Here is a 14,036-nt window from a genome sequence, read left to right as displayed (position 1 = left end):
AAAGAACTGTGCCTTGATTGCGGGTGCAAAAGTAGCACTCTTTCCCACAACTCCAAACTTTTCCAAACCTTTTTTTTAAAGTTTTTTCGAGGTTTTTCATAACTCTCTGATAACCATTTCGTAACTGACGAAAGTTTTTTTTTCTAAAAGGTACTAATGAAATGGGATAATGAGGAGTTAAGGCTGTTTCACTATACTATATATTAAGATTGCTTCGTCGTTCCTCCTCGCAATGACCTTCCGATAAGTTCAAAAGTTTATCCCCTAGCCCCGATTACCTCACAAGTTATATTTATTTGGTGTTCGGTGAATGCAAAGCATTTGCAGTGGAAATCCCGGAGCAAAGTGGAGGAATTGCAACGGAAAGCGGGAATGACGCATCTAAAAAAGCCCGAACCTTTCGCTCCTAATCGAATCGGATGGCTTTAACCGGAGAAATTTTAGTTATTATATAAGACGGAATCAGCAAAACCAAAAGACAAACCAAAACCGTTCCTACATTTAAGGCTACTATATAAGGTACTGAAAAAGCTACCGGAGCTTCGGTAACATAATAATTTTCGGGATTAAGTTTAATGACGCCAAAATATTTCTGAACAAACAATACGCCAATGCCGACAAGATTACCCCAAAACAAACCGCGGAGAATTAAGTGAGCGGCATTATAGAGGAATATTTTTCGAATCACCCAATTATTGGCACCAATAGCTTTCATGATTCCGATCATTTGGGTACGCTCCAAAATAAGCACCAACAAAGCCACAACCATATTAATGGTCGCCACTACTATCATAATAATCAAAATCACGACGATATTAAAATCGAACAATTTCAACCATTCGAAAATATTAAAGTACTTTTCCTCGATGGTGATACTATTATAGGTAGGCGGAATTTCGGCATAGATTTCATCACCCTTTTCTTTTATTTTCGAAAAATCATCGATAAAAACTTCGAAAGCACCCACTTCATCTTTTTGCCATTTGTTGATTCGTTGCAGATGACGAATGTCTCCTATTATATAAGTAGCATCAAATTCCTGAAAACCGGAATTATAAATACCGACAATTTTAAAATTACGAAGGTTAGGCAACTTGCCCTCTTCCTTCATAAAAAAAGTATTGAACTTGTCTCCGACCTTCAAGTCAAGTCGGTTAGCCAGGTATTGAGAAATGACAACTTCCGGATTCAAATTGCTTTTCAGATTGGGAATTCTGCCGGACACGATGTATTCCTGCAGATTTTGCCATTGGTAATCTTTTCCGACACCTTTGAAAACAATTCCTTCGAATGCATTTTCGGTTCGGATGATACCCGCTTTAGTGGCTACAGCCTGGATATGACTAATCCCTTCTATATTTTGGAACTTCGGATAAAAATCCTGATGAATCGAAATCGGGGCAACACTGACTTCCGATTGGTTATCATCATAATTGGAAATAATAACATGTCCGTTAAAAGCGGAAACCTTCTGGCGTATTTTTTGCTGCAATCCCATACCTGTTGCAATGGAAACAATCATCATAACCATTCCAATGGCAATCGCAGCAATGGCAATTTTTATAATTGGTGCAGATATACTACTTTTATAGTTTTTAGTAGTAATGAGCCTTTTGGCTATAAAATATTCTAATTTCAAAGTATATGATTTCAAATTCGATTTTCAAAAGTACAGTTTTATTTTTTTGTTTAATAACAATATCGTGTTCCCAAAAAATTAAATCCCAAAATCAGAAAACAACAACTAATACAGATAAAAAAGAGGTTGTAGCAGAACAAGTTATCACAGACATAAGAACCGGTGCGCAAAATCTACAATTCACACCATTACTTAAGAATAAAAAAATTGGTGTTGTAGCAAATGCCTCAAGCATATCAATCAACAATACACATCTAATAGATTTTCTTATCAAATTTAATTTTGATGTAAAAAAAATTTATGCTCCGGAACACGGTTTTAGGGGAACTGCAGATGCCGGCGAATTGATCAAGGACGGAAAAGACACCAAAACCGGATTGCCGATTATCTCCCTTTACGGCAACAATAAAAAACCAAAACCAGAGCAACTGGCTGGCATTGATGTTATGGTTTTCGATTTACAGGATGTGGGCGCGCGTTTCTATACCTATATATCTTCATTGCATTATGTGATGGAAGCCTGTGCGGAAAACAATATTCCACTTATAGTTTTAGACCGACCGAATCCAAATGGCGGCATTGTTGACGGCCCGATCCTAGAAAAAGAGTACACGAGTTTCGTGGGCATGCATCCGATTCCGGTTTTACATGGCATGACCATAGGCGAATATGCCAAAATGATTAATGGTGAAAAATGGCTGAAAAACGAAGTGCAGTGTAAACTGACAGTGATTCCGTGTTTGAACTACAACCGAAACATGGCGTATAGCTTACCTGTGAAGCCTTCACCAAATTTACCAAACGATCAGGCGATTAATTTATATGCGAGTTTATGTCTTTTTGAAGGCACCAATGTGAGTGTGGGCCGCGGAACTGACAAGCAGTTTCAGATTTATGGTTCGCCTTTTTTACCTAAAAGTGATTTCAACTTCACACCGGGTCCCAATGTAGGCGCAAAAGACCCTATGCATAACGGAAAACTTTGCAATGGCGAAGATTTATCAAAAATTAATAAAGTGTCCCGTTTGGAATTGACATGGCTGATCAAAGCCTACCAGACCACTTCGGATAAATCAAAGTTCTTCAATGACTTTTTCACTAAACTGGCCGGAACAAAAAAACTCCAACAGCAGATTGAGACAGGAGTATCCGAAGCAGAAATAAGAAAAAGTTGGGCAAAAGGAATAGCAGATTTTAAATCAATGCGAAAATCTTACCTTATATATGGTGAATAAAAAATGAAAAATAGCTGATATACAAACAGTTCCGTTTTACATATTTATTTTTTTAGTAAATTTATCTTACTAAAAAAATAAATATGAACAATCCTACTCCTAAATCAACACGTGCTACAATTTTAGATGTTTTAAGAGGAATTGCGCTTTTTGGCGTGTTTATTTCAAATTTGGGCGTATTTACAGGTTATGTTTTTTTAAGCCCCGAGCACAAGACTAAACTTGCTACTGCTGCTTTGGATCCGTTTTTCGATTTTTTTCATTTTGCTTTTATCGATGGGAAATTTTACTCGATCTTCTCACTGCTTTTCGGAATAGGATTTGGGATTTTTTTATCAAAAACAAATGGACTATCCACCTTTTACAAACGATTGTTCATATTAATTGGTTTTGGGATTGCCCATGCTTTTTTACTTTGGGAAGGTGACATTTTACTCTTATATGCACTTTTAGGATTATTCCTCCCATTTTTCTCTTCATTATCGAACAAAGTACTCCTCTGGATTTCGATTGCCTTAATTTTAAGTCCGATTGCATTAGACAGTTATCGTGTAGCAAGCAATCATAAATTCGCACCGGAAATATTTTTCTTCAATAAAGCACAAACCATTGAATCAGAGCAACAAATAAAAATTGAATCAGGTGAAGACTTTATAAGACTCATTCAAACCGGAGAGTATTCACAAATAAAAAAACTTCTCGTACCAGGTTTCTTTTATAGATGGGGAGGATTGTTTGAATCGAACCGTCTTCCAAAAGTTTTCGGTTTATTTCTCATTGGAATGATGATTGGCAGAAACAAATGGCATGAAGATCTGGAAAACAAAAAAGATTTTTTAATTAAATGGAGAAAACGTTTATTTGTTTTTGGTTTTCCTGCAACTTTAGCTTTTGCATACTATAATGTAGTAGCGAAAGAGCAACCTGAAATATTGGAAGCTGTACTGTATGCTTTCAGTGTCATTCCTATTGCATTTGTTTATGTCTGCACCATTGTACTATTTTTCCTGAAAAACAAAAACCACTTCTACTTATTTGCTCATGTAGGCAAAATGACACTAACCAACTACATCTTACAAAGTTGCCTTGCGTACCTACTATTTTACGGTACAGGACTTGCACTTTTTGGAAAAATTGGTTCAATTGTATTTCCGCTGATAGCTATTATCGTTTATGTTATACAGGTTTACTTCAGCAAATTATGGCTGAACCGGTTTGAATTTGGTCCGCTGGAATGGATTTGGCGTCAATTAACTTATGGCAAACTTATTCCCTTACGAAAATGAAACCCGGTTATTTTCTTGGCTATTCTTCCACAACATGTCCAAATTGCAACAGGTAGCCATTGTTATCATAAATCGCAAACTCACGCATGCCCCATTCGAAGGTTTCTATTTCGTAACATACATTACATTTGTCTTTTAACTGCTCCCAAAGTTCATCGGCATCATCAACATTGATATAAAAAGAACCGGTAAAAGTCGGTTTATCAAAAGATGTATGTTCGTTTGGCTTGGCCAGCATGATTTCGGCATCGTCTTTATATAAAGATGCCCAGCCCCAATCTTCATTGTATTCCCCAGAGGTAAAACCGAGAATAGTAACGTAGAATGCAATGGTTTCTTTTAACTCGTTGGTCCAAAGCATGGGACGGATGGGTTTGAATTTTGCCATAGCGATGTTTTTTACAAAGGTAATTTCTTTTTCATCTCTTCCACTATATTGTAAGCGGCAGGACAAATGGCTACATTTTTTAGTGTGAGATTAGAAATTTGCTGGAATTTTTTTCTGTCGGTATGCGGAAATTCACGGCAGGCTTTTGGGCGGACATCGTAAATCATACAATAATTTTCATTATCCAAAAATGTACACGGAACGCTTTGCAATACATAATCATTATCTTCATCAATGCGAAGATACTGATCGATAAACTGTTGCGGCTTCTGCTTAAAATGTTTTGCGATGCGTTCGATATCGGCAGACGTAAAAAGTGGTCCCGTTGTTTTGCAGCAGTTGGCACATTCCAAGCAATCGGTTTTTCTGAATTCGCCATCGTGCAGATCTTGCATAACGTAATCCAGATTCTTGGGCGTTTTCTTTTTCAGCTTATCGAAATACTTTTTGTTTTCGTTATGCTTATCTTTGGCTAACTTTGGAAGCTCCGATAAAGTTGGTTTTAACATGTCAAAACATTTATTGTGCAAAAGTACCAACTTTCAGGTTTAGACTTTCAAAATATAAACTTAAAAAAATGAAAGACCTTTTTGGAAAAGCCATCCTGGATTACCAAACCAATAATTTGCCGGAAGATTTAATCACTGAAACTTCAATATCGGAAGCCGATGAGATGAGTGTTGCGTATTTGTTTCGCGATTACAAAGAAATGCCAAAAATAGAGCGAAAAGCAATGGATTTGGCCAAAGGCAAGATTTTGGATGTTGGTTGTGGCGCGGGAAGTCACGCCTTATATCTCCAGAACGAAAAAAATCTGGACGTAACTGCAATTGACATTTCCGCCAATGGAATTAAGGCTTGTGAACTACGCGGGATAAAAAAGGCATGGGTTCAAAATGTGATGGAGCTCGAAAATGAAACTTTTGACACTATTTTACTGATGATGAACGGAGCCGGGATGTGTGGAAAACTCAAAAACATAGCCGGATTTCTTCAGAAACTGAAATCCCTGTTAAATGAAAATGGACAGATTTTATTGGACAGTTCGGACATCATTTACATGTTCGACGAGGATGAAGACGGCGGAAAATGGATTCCGAGCAACACCGATTATTATGGTGAAGTGATTTTTAATGTTTCTTACAAAGGAGAAAAGGAAGAGCCTTTTGACTGGATGTACATTGATTACAATACATTACAGAATGCGGCCTATGCCAACGGATTACAATGCGAATTGATTTTGGAAGGCGAACATTATGATTACCTGGCGAGACTCACACATCTTCAGACTGTATAAAAAGAAAATCCCGAGGTTTTACTCGGGATTTTTTATTAGCAAGCAGTTGATTACTGCATGTATTTTGCCATCATACCTTGTAAGCCCATAGCCCACTCTTGACTTGCTACCATGTTTTTTTCTGCGATTGAACCAGCTTTTTCCGTCATTTTCTTTCCAACCGGCGTTTCATAGAATTTCAAAATAGCTTTGATATCTTCATGTGTATATTCCTGCATGTAAACATCCGCCAATTTATCATACACTGGTTTCAGGGAAGCGTCAAATTCCACCAAAAAAGCAGCCTGTTTTTCTTTTGGAATCATTTTTAAAATTTGATCTTTCGCCACTTTAATTTGACTTTGTGAACCTGTAACTTCAATCATTTTCATGACGTCTTTTTTGAAAGCTTCATTAGTTTGAGCCATGCCCAGGTTTGCTACTAATACAAGTGCAAACATTAAAATCAGTTTTTTCATAGTTTTTTTGGTTATTATTTAAATTAGAAATTATTCACTTGGCGGTGGTGGCATACTGGTTCCGGCATTCATGTATTTCATGACTAAACCTTTCAATCCATTAGCCCAATCCTGACTATAATTAAATACTTCCTGGGTAATTGCCGTCGATTTCTGACTCATTTTTTTTCCTAATGGCGAATCGTAAAATTTTAGAAGGTCTTTGATATCGTCATGAGTAAACTCTTTCATGTACAACTCTACAAACTTATTGTAAATTGGCTGTGTGGATTCATCAAACTCCTTTAAAAAAGCTTTATGATTCTCTTTAGGAATCATCTTAAGAATTTGTTCTTTTGCTTCATTAAACTGACTGTTTGAACGGTTTATCTCAAGCATTTTAAGAATGTCTTTCTTAAAAGCTTCCTGATTTTGAGCTACTATATTCTGAACTGATACCAGTAAAGCAAAAAGTAGTAATAGTTTCTTCATTCTAAAATTTTATTGCGTATTAAGGAATGTTCAGATATTTATGTGTTTGTAAAGATACACGCCATTTTGGATTATTCATAACATAATCAACGATTAATGGTGTCATTTCTTCTTTTTTGCTCCATTCTGGCTGTAAAAACAAAATAGCATTTCCATTTACTTTAGCCGCTTGTTCTTCTGCGAAAATAAAATCGTGCTTATTATGAATGATGACCTTAAGTTCGTGTGCGATTTCATAGGCCCCATCAACAGGAAGCTTTGTTTTTTTTGGTGAAAGGCAAAACCAATCCCAGATTCCCGTTACCGGATAAGCTCCGGAAGTTTCAATATGCACTCGTAAATTCTGTCCTTTAAGCTTGGTGGTCAAAGCAGTCATATCCCAGGTTAAAGGTTCTCCTCCGGTTACCACAACCGTTTCCGCATATTTTTTTGCATTGGCAACAATCACATCTGTTGTTGTTGGCGGATGCAATTCGGCATTCCAGCTTTCTTTTACGTCACACCAGTGACAACCCACGTCGCAACCACCTATTCGGATAAAATAAGCTGCGGTTCCGGTATGGTATCCTTCGCCCTGAATGGTATAAAACTCCTCCATTAAAGGCAACATTTCGCCTTTTTCAACTGCAATTTGTATTTCTTTTTTAAGCATTTGATATAAAAATAGTCTGCAAATGTAAGCAATTTGATAATTAGATTATTAGCTATTTAACAAACCCTTGTAAGTAATCCGAAGATTCCTTTTAGCCCTGATGGAAGTGGCATCCTTTTGTGTATCCCGATTTTATCGGGATACACAAAAGATAAAACGGACAGCAGGAATATGGATAACAAGGAAAGCCCGACCATTTGCTCCAAAAAAAAACCGACAACTTAAGTCATCGGTTTCTTTCTTGTTTATTGTTTTTAAGCTTTTAGTGCTTTTAACGTTTTAGTAGCGTAAGCATTTGCCGGATCGATTGCCAATAGTTTTTCAAGGTTTTCAATCGCTTTTGCTTTGTCAGCGCTGTTAGCATAATGAGCACCCACGAATGTATAAGCCTCGATTAGGTTTTTCTTAACTGCCGGTTTTGCTTTTTCAGCATCTCCTTTAGCATTTACTAATTTCAGGTATTCTTCGTAAGCGGTCAACGCTATTTTCTTTGATTCCGGTGTACCCATAGCCTCATTGGCTCTTGCTTTGAACAAGTGAGCATCTTGAGTTGCCGCGTTCAATTCGATTACTTTGGAGAAAGCTGCATCGGCTTTTGCCAATTGGTCTTTCGGAGATGTTTTCTCATCATAATCAAAATACAACGCGTATCCTAAATAGAAATTATCTGCAAAGTAATTTTTCGATTTTGGATTTTTGATCGCTACCTCGAATAATTTTGAAGCGTTTTTGTATAATTTTTCTTTGAACATTTTTTGCCCAAGAGGATTCAATTCACTTGCAATTACCGGATCTTTTTCTACGGCTTTATTCAATTCAGCAACACCTTCATTGAAGATTTTTTCGTCGTAAGTGCCGTCTGCTTTTTTAGCCTCGGCCATTTTAGTCAATCCTAAATAAAGGTAATCTCTTGCGATGATTCTTTTTGGCTCCACTTTAGCGAAAAATTCGGTCATTGCTTTTGAACTTTCAGCAAAGTTTCCGTTTTCGTAAGCAGCATATCCTAAATAACGTAAAATACGTGGATTTACCTTATCCAGTTTTTTCATCTCATTAGCTTCGATTTCCAATGCTTTGTAATCTTTTGCCAAGATTAAGAAATCGGCATGACGCATACGTGATTCGACAGAATAATCCGTTAAGCTCATGTATTTCTCATAATACTGCAATCCTTTTTTGATGTATTCGTCGTACTTCGTTGGCTCGTTACTTCCCCAGAAATAATAGGTTTCTGCTAATTCGCGGTAAGCCGGGCCGAAGTTTGCATCTTTAGCGATAACTTCGTTAAGTATTTTAACTGCGTCTGTGAAATTTTTAGCACTCTTATTGATAGCCGCATATTTAACTCGTGCAATCAGCAATGATTTATCATAGTCATATGCCGATTCATAAGCACGAAAAGCTTCACCTGCATTTTTATCACCATACTGGGCATCTCCCATTGTTAAATAAGAATTCGGGAATTTATCGTCAATCAACAAGGCTTTGTTAGTGATTTCGATAGCTTTTTTATAATCCGGGTTTTCCGAATTGATATAGGCTTTTGCGATAAACAACAATTCATCAACATCTTTTTTCTTGATATTGGCAGCCGCTTTGTCAAAATTAGCTTGAGGCGATTTTTTATTATCCAAATCAATTTGTCCTAAACCGATATAATTTAATGTCCCTTTATCTTTAGCAGCCAATCCTTTATTAAAAATCATGGTTGCAGAATCGGTTTTTGCTTCTCTTAAGTATACATCCCCCAAGTAGAAGAAATTCTTTCCGTTGTCCGGACTTGATTTCACCAATCCTTTTAATATTTTTTTTGCTTTGTCATATTGTTCAGCATCAATAGCCTTTTTTGCCTGTTCCAAATCCTGAGCAAAAACTGCCGTAGAAAGTACAGACAACATTAAACTTAAAACTTTAGCATTTTTCATTTCTAAATTAGTTTTTTTTATGGTTATTTCTTTACTACTCAACCTTATCCCTAACCGCTATCTGACGGGTTGGAAAATGTTTAGGAACCAGTCCGGATTTCAGAATAATCCGTTGTCCCTGTTGACCTGCAAGATACGATGCAAATCCCATGCCCAAACCGGCAGTCCCTTGAAAATTTAACATATACAACTTTCTGGTTACCGGATAGCTACCGTCTGCAATATTAGACTGATTCGGTTTAACAAATCTGCTATTTGCATTAACTTTAACATTTTCAACAGCCAAAACCTGTACTCTTTTAGTGTAAGCCTCTAAATCGGGAGTGGGCTGTAATAACCAGTTTATCCCCAAAATCCCAATAGCCCCTTCATTTTCTGTAACGTATTTTACCACTTCTTTATTAGACTTCAAGGCAAAAATATTTTTATTTGGTAAATCCTTAATTCCTGCCAGCATTTTCAATGTTCTTACCGTACTGGAATTAGGATTATCAAAAACCAACGATTTTATCTTCGCGTTTGGTTCGCCTTTCAGAAAACCTAAAACATCGCTTAATACCAAAGTAGAATCGACACGGTTCTTGTTACTGATGAAAGCTATGGCATCTAACCCGAATTCGGTGACTCTTGGATAGACTTTTTTCGTTTTGTTAAAATAACTGATTTCTGTTGAATCAAGTCCTTTGGCCAAAATGGCTATTTGTCCTTTTTCAGTATTGATCATATTCAGTATTTCTGCTTCCGATTTACTAACCAAATTGATTTTCGTTCGCGTATACTGGCTTTCAAAAAGAATAGCGACATCCTCAATAATCGGAAAGATCGTCTCGTCCACCAAAATAGTAGCGGAACCGGCAACTGCGGTTTCTTTCACCCCTACAACATCCTTATTTTTTTTGCAGGCAAAAAGAAGTGTTGCCACAACAACCATCATCAAAACTTGTTTCATAAGGTAAAATCAGAAAAAATGTTATTTATTAAGATAATCACGAAATTGTTTCTTTCTTGTATTTCCTTTTAAAGTTATAGGGAGGGTAAACTGCGATCTCACTTTCTGTCCATTCTGAAAAGCAGACTCCCAATTAGGTAAACTTTTCAAAACGCGAACCGCCTCAACTGCTGCACTCGCCACACCTCCGTCGCGAAGTACTTTAAGTTCGGTAAGACTACCGTCTTTTTCCACAACAAAAGAAATTAACAATCGTAACTCTTCAGTCCCGGCGGGCAGTTCAGGGGATTTATATTCTTTTACAAAGTCTGAATAAAATTGTTGGATCCCACCCTGCGGAACTGCATTATGTTCAACGGCAACATAAACCCGGTTATCCTCTTCAATTGGTACGGCATTACTGCTCTGCGAATAGCTATAATGTCCAAATAAATTAAATACAAATAAAATTAAAATTCTCTTCATTTACTCTTGAGATTGTTGCAGCCTCACAAAACGAATGGCTGCATAAACAATTAAAATAACCCCTAAAATCACTCTTCGCGTATAGGGAATTTCGACTGGCATACTTTTCCAGACAAACAAAGTTACGCCTAAAAAGACATACAATCCTAAAAAGACCAGTCCTAAAACAAACAGAAATCGCTGTTGTGGCGATTTCTGTTTAAAATTTTGAAATATTTTCATACTATTGAGCAGTCTGAATAGTAATCGGTAATGTAAACTGCGATCTAACTGGGCGACCATTTTGAATAGCCGGTTTCCATTTTGGCATATCCATTAGCACTTTTGTTGCTAATTTACCCACACCATAGCCTGGATCTCTCAATACTTTCACATCTGTAAAACTACCGTCTTTTTCAACTACGAAACTTAAAATAAATTTCAATTGTCCAACTCCTTCATCTACTTCAGGAACCTGGGACTGTAATGTATTACCATATTTTTTGTAGAACGCTGGCATACCTCCGTTAGGACCAGCCTGTACTTCTACGGCAATATATACCTTGTTATCGTCTACAATTTCGGCAGCTTTCTCACCTTCCCCTGTAGGTTGGTCGATTACGATTTCAGCATCTTTATCACCTTTAACATTTTTTTGTCCCGGATCAGCTTCTTTCAAATCTTCCACTGTTGGTGGATCTTCATCACGAACTAATTCCTTTTTCACCACTTCTGGCGGTGGGAACTTAACCTGATCGTTCACCGATTTTGGCGGTTCAGGTGGTGGTGGTGGTGGTAAATCTTCTTTTGGTGGTGGTGGTGGTAACAATGCTGTTTCAATCACCTTGTCCATATTCTCCTCTTTACCCTCTGCTAATCGCTGGCTGATAATATTCTCAATTACTGGTGCGGCAATAGCCGAAGCAAACAACAATGCGCCTATTACAAGGGCTCTTGATGTAGTTTTAGGACTCTCTGAACGCAACTTATAAGCACCATACGCCTTATTACGACCCTCAAAGATTATATCAATCCACTCTGTCTTAAATAAGTTTAATTTTGACATGACTTTTACTTTTTAAATGTTTGAAAAAAAATTACTCCGAAAGGATATCCTCTTTCTTCAACATTGCGTTTTCTTCTGGTGTTATATCCACAATCGCATAGATTTTAACATCCGCGATAGCCATCTCGTCCAGAACATCTACTAAATTTCTGTACGTAGACTTTTTACTTGCTTTAATCAAAACAATCAAATCCTGTTTTTTTGGGTCTTGCCCGGCATACTTAGATTTTACTGTTTGCTTTTTAGCCAACAACTCTTTACGAATACCATTTTTCCCGTATCCTACTTTTGTAGGCCCTTCGATAGGGGCATTCGGTAAACCGTAATACCATACTAATTGGTTTTTCTCACCCAAAAGCAAAGTTAAGGTACGGTCTTCTGAAACGTCCAACTTATCTTCTGGTTTTGGATCTTCAGTTTTATCCGGCATTGCCAAATTCATGGACTGTGGCTTTGACAATGACGTAGTAAGCATAAAGAAAGTAATCAAAAGGAATGCCAAATCCACCATTGCTGTCAAATCGACACCCGCATTCTGCTTCTTACTTCTAATATGACCTTTCTTACCACCACCGCCATCGCCGGTATTTAATTCTGCCATTTTACAGTATTTTTTTTAATTAAAAATCATCAGTTCGTAAACCAGTGACTAAGAAAAACTTGTTAATTTTTTGTTTCTGAAGAATATCGATTACTTTCTTAACGGTAGGATACTCTTCTTTTCCGTCTGCTTTGATAGCGATTTTCAACTCGGTATTATGCAATTCTTTCGTAGCATAACGCGCTGCCAAAACCCACTCATTCAACTGATTGTCAATTGAATCATAAGGGATACCCGGCTGCAATCCTTCTTTATTACGCTCTTCACCCGTCAAACTAATCAATTTGTTCAAATTTCCAACCGGAACTCCAAACCCATCAATCAAAGAAAAACGCTTTGTTTCCTCTTCTGTAAACTTGACGCTGTATTTTTCAGCTATTCTGCCCAAAGCATCTTTACGAATGTCTTGACCAATCATACCAAAGAACACTTTCTCTTTACCTACGGTAATTGTTGCTAAATCAGCATCTGGCAATTTTGTCTGCACAGTAGACGCTGGTGTATCAACCGGAAGTGGCTCGGGCACTTTAGCTGTAGATGTCATTACGAAGAAAGAAAGTAATAAGAACGCTACGTCACACATAGCCGTCATATCAATCTTCGTACTTTTCTTTGACATTTTTGCTTTTGCCATTTTCTTTTGATTTTAGTCACAGAGATACAAGCCAAGCTCGATCACACTGCAACAAATTAATAATTAACTCTCTAAACAGCGCGCAGGATTATGCTGCACGACCTTTCATACGTCTGTAAGCTTGCGTGATAGCAAAACCAGCTTCGTCGATAGAGTAAGTTAATTTATCAATTTTAGATGTAAACACGTTGTACATGATGATTGATAACGTTGAAGTACCAATACCTGTTGCCGTGTTGATAAGTGCTTCAGAGATACCTGTTGCTAACGCAGCCTGGTCAGGAGCACCAGCAGCAGCTAATCCAGAGAACGCTTTAATCATCCCCGATACTGTTCCTAATAATCCCATTAACGTACCAATTGATACCAATGTAGCAATAATTGTCATATTTTTCTCCAACATTGGCATTTCCAATGAAGTAGCCTCATCAATTTCTTTTTGGATAGTTTCCGTAGCTTTTTCGCTATCGAAACCTTCTTTTCTTACTTCCTGATATTTAGTCAAACCAGCTCTTACTACATTAGCTACTGAACCTTGTTGAGCATCACACTCGGCAATAGCCTCATCGATTTTACCTTGACCGATTAAAACCTGAACATTCTTAACGAATTTCTCAACATTATTCTTCCCTGCAGCTTTGCTGATAACGAAGAATCTCTCAAAAGAGAAAACAACCGCCATTAAGAATAACCCCATCAAAGCAGGTACAATAAATCCTCCTTTGTAAACCATCCCTAAATAATTTCCTGGTAGCGGGTGACCTGTATTGTCTCCATTTTCAAAATTTGATGGATGCCCCATTACGAATTTCCAGATTAGGAATCCGATCAATAAACAGATTACAATTGCTAAAGCAGCAAACATGCTTGTTCCTTTCGAGCTAGCACCATTTTCAACAGTTTCGTTAGATACGTTTGTCATTTTTTTAATTTTTAGTTTTTTTATTTTATTATAACTATTGTCCCATAATTCAGAAATCTTTTTATGAGA

The 14,036-nt window shown here is 37.2% G+C and carries 17 protein-coding genes; 3 read left to right on the top strand and 14 right to left on the bottom strand.

Annotation, left to right across the window (positions count from 1 at the left end):
• Positions 1-406: 406 nt before the first annotated feature.
• Positions 407-1,639: an ABC transporter permease gene (locus VLB74_RS01790; protein ID WP_325201760.1), complete on the bottom strand. Its 1,233-nt coding sequence runs from the start codon at positions 1,637-1,639 to the stop codon at positions 407-409.
• 5 nt (positions 1,640-1,644) lie between these two features.
• On the opposite strand from VLB74_RS01790, the gene VLB74_RS01785 reads away from it, so the two are divergent.
• Together VLB74_RS01785 and VLB74_RS01780 are read left to right on the top strand one after the other, a co-directional pair.
• On the top strand, positions 1,645-2,874 hold the full coding sequence (locus VLB74_RS01785) for an exo-beta-N-acetylmuramidase NamZ family protein (RefSeq protein ID WP_325201759.1): 1,230 nt from the start codon (positions 1,645-1,647) through the stop codon (positions 2,872-2,874).
• Positions 2,875-2,957: 83 nt separating this feature from the next.
• A complete protein-coding gene (locus VLB74_RS01780; protein WP_325201758.1) occupies positions 2,958-4,160 on the top strand; it encodes a DUF418 domain-containing protein in 1,203 nt (400 codons plus the stop codon).
• A gap of 19 nt (positions 4,161-4,179) precedes the next feature.
• Here VLB74_RS01780 and VLB74_RS01775 read toward each other — a convergent pair whose 3' ends face one another.
• Positions 4,180-4,548 (bottom strand): VOC family protein, encoded by a 369-nt coding sequence (locus VLB74_RS01775; RefSeq protein ID WP_325201757.1) that lies wholly within the window; start codon positions 4,546-4,548, stop codon positions 4,180-4,182.
• 11 nt (positions 4,549-4,559) lie between these two features.
• Complete coding sequence (locus VLB74_RS01770; protein ID WP_325201756.1) at positions 4,560-5,057, bottom strand: YkgJ family cysteine cluster protein; 498 nt, start codon at positions 5,055-5,057, stop codon at positions 4,560-4,562.
• Positions 5,058-5,125: 68 nt separating this feature from the next.
• Between VLB74_RS01770 and VLB74_RS01765 the strand changes: the two genes are divergently transcribed.
• Positions 5,126-5,845 carry a class I SAM-dependent methyltransferase gene (locus tag VLB74_RS01765; protein WP_325201755.1) on the top strand — a complete coding sequence of 240 codons (720 nt, stop codon included), beginning with the start codon at positions 5,126-5,128 and terminating at the stop codon, positions 5,843-5,845.
• A gap of 50 nt (positions 5,846-5,895) precedes the next feature.
• On the opposite strand, the gene VLB74_RS01760 is transcribed toward VLB74_RS01765, so the two are convergent.
• From VLB74_RS01760 to VLB74_RS01710, 11 genes are all read right to left on the bottom strand, one after another.
• Positions 5,896-6,303: a DUF2059 domain-containing protein gene (locus VLB74_RS01760; RefSeq protein ID WP_325201754.1), complete on the bottom strand. Its 408-nt coding sequence runs from the start codon at positions 6,301-6,303 to the stop codon at positions 5,896-5,898.
• 30 nt (positions 6,304-6,333) lie between these two features.
• Positions 6,334-6,774 (bottom strand): DUF2059 domain-containing protein, encoded by a 441-nt coding sequence (locus tag VLB74_RS01755; protein ID WP_325201753.1) that lies wholly within the window; start codon positions 6,772-6,774, stop codon positions 6,334-6,336.
• 19 nt (positions 6,775-6,793) lie between these two features.
• A complete protein-coding gene (locus VLB74_RS01750; RefSeq protein ID WP_325201752.1) occupies positions 6,794-7,426 on the bottom strand; it encodes a 7-carboxy-7-deazaguanine synthase QueE in 633 nt (210 codons plus the stop codon).
• A 254-nt stretch (positions 7,427-7,680) separates the two neighbouring features.
• A complete protein-coding gene (locus tag VLB74_RS01745) occupies positions 7,681-9,351 on the bottom strand; it encodes a tetratricopeptide repeat protein (protein ID WP_325201751.1) in 1,671 nt (556 codons plus the stop codon).
• Positions 9,352-9,385: 34 nt separating this feature from the next.
• A complete protein-coding gene (locus VLB74_RS01740) occupies positions 9,386-10,300 on the bottom strand; it encodes a PstS family phosphate ABC transporter substrate-binding protein (protein ID WP_325201750.1) in 915 nt (304 codons plus the stop codon).
• 21 nt (positions 10,301-10,321) lie between these two features.
• The gene (locus tag VLB74_RS01735) at positions 10,322-10,765 is read right to left on the bottom strand and encodes an energy transducer TonB (RefSeq protein ID WP_325201749.1); all 444 of its coding nucleotides are present in this window, start codon (positions 10,763-10,765) and stop codon (positions 10,322-10,324) included.
• Entirely contained in the window at positions 10,766-10,987 is a 222-nt protein-coding gene (locus VLB74_RS01730) for a hypothetical protein (RefSeq protein ID WP_325201748.1), read from the bottom strand.
• Between the two features lies 1 nt (position 10,988).
• On the bottom strand, positions 10,989-11,810 hold the full coding sequence (locus tag VLB74_RS01725; protein ID WP_325201747.1) for an energy transducer TonB: 822 nt from the start codon (positions 11,808-11,810) through the stop codon (positions 10,989-10,991).
• A gap of 31 nt (positions 11,811-11,841) precedes the next feature.
• Positions 11,842-12,411, bottom strand: a complete 570-nt coding sequence (locus VLB74_RS01720) for an ExbD/TolR family protein (RefSeq protein ID WP_325201746.1) — start codon at positions 12,409-12,411, stop codon at positions 11,842-11,844.
• A gap of 19 nt (positions 12,412-12,430) precedes the next feature.
• Positions 12,431-13,045, bottom strand: coding sequence for an ExbD/TolR family protein (locus VLB74_RS01715; protein WP_325201745.1), 615 nt, complete (start codon positions 13,043-13,045; stop codon positions 12,431-12,433).
• A gap of 88 nt (positions 13,046-13,133) precedes the next feature.
• The gene (locus tag VLB74_RS01710; RefSeq protein ID WP_325201744.1) at positions 13,134-13,967 is read right to left on the bottom strand and encodes a MotA/TolQ/ExbB proton channel family protein; all 834 of its coding nucleotides are present in this window, start codon (positions 13,965-13,967) and stop codon (positions 13,134-13,136) included.
• Positions 13,968-14,036 lie beyond the last annotated feature (69 nt).

The organism is Flavobacterium sp., from assembly GCF_035456225.1.
In the GTDB taxonomy this organism is placed as follows: Bacteria; Bacteroidota; Bacteroidia; order Flavobacteriales; family Flavobacteriaceae; genus Flavobacterium.
This window is presented reverse-complemented; position numbering and strand designations above follow the sequence as displayed.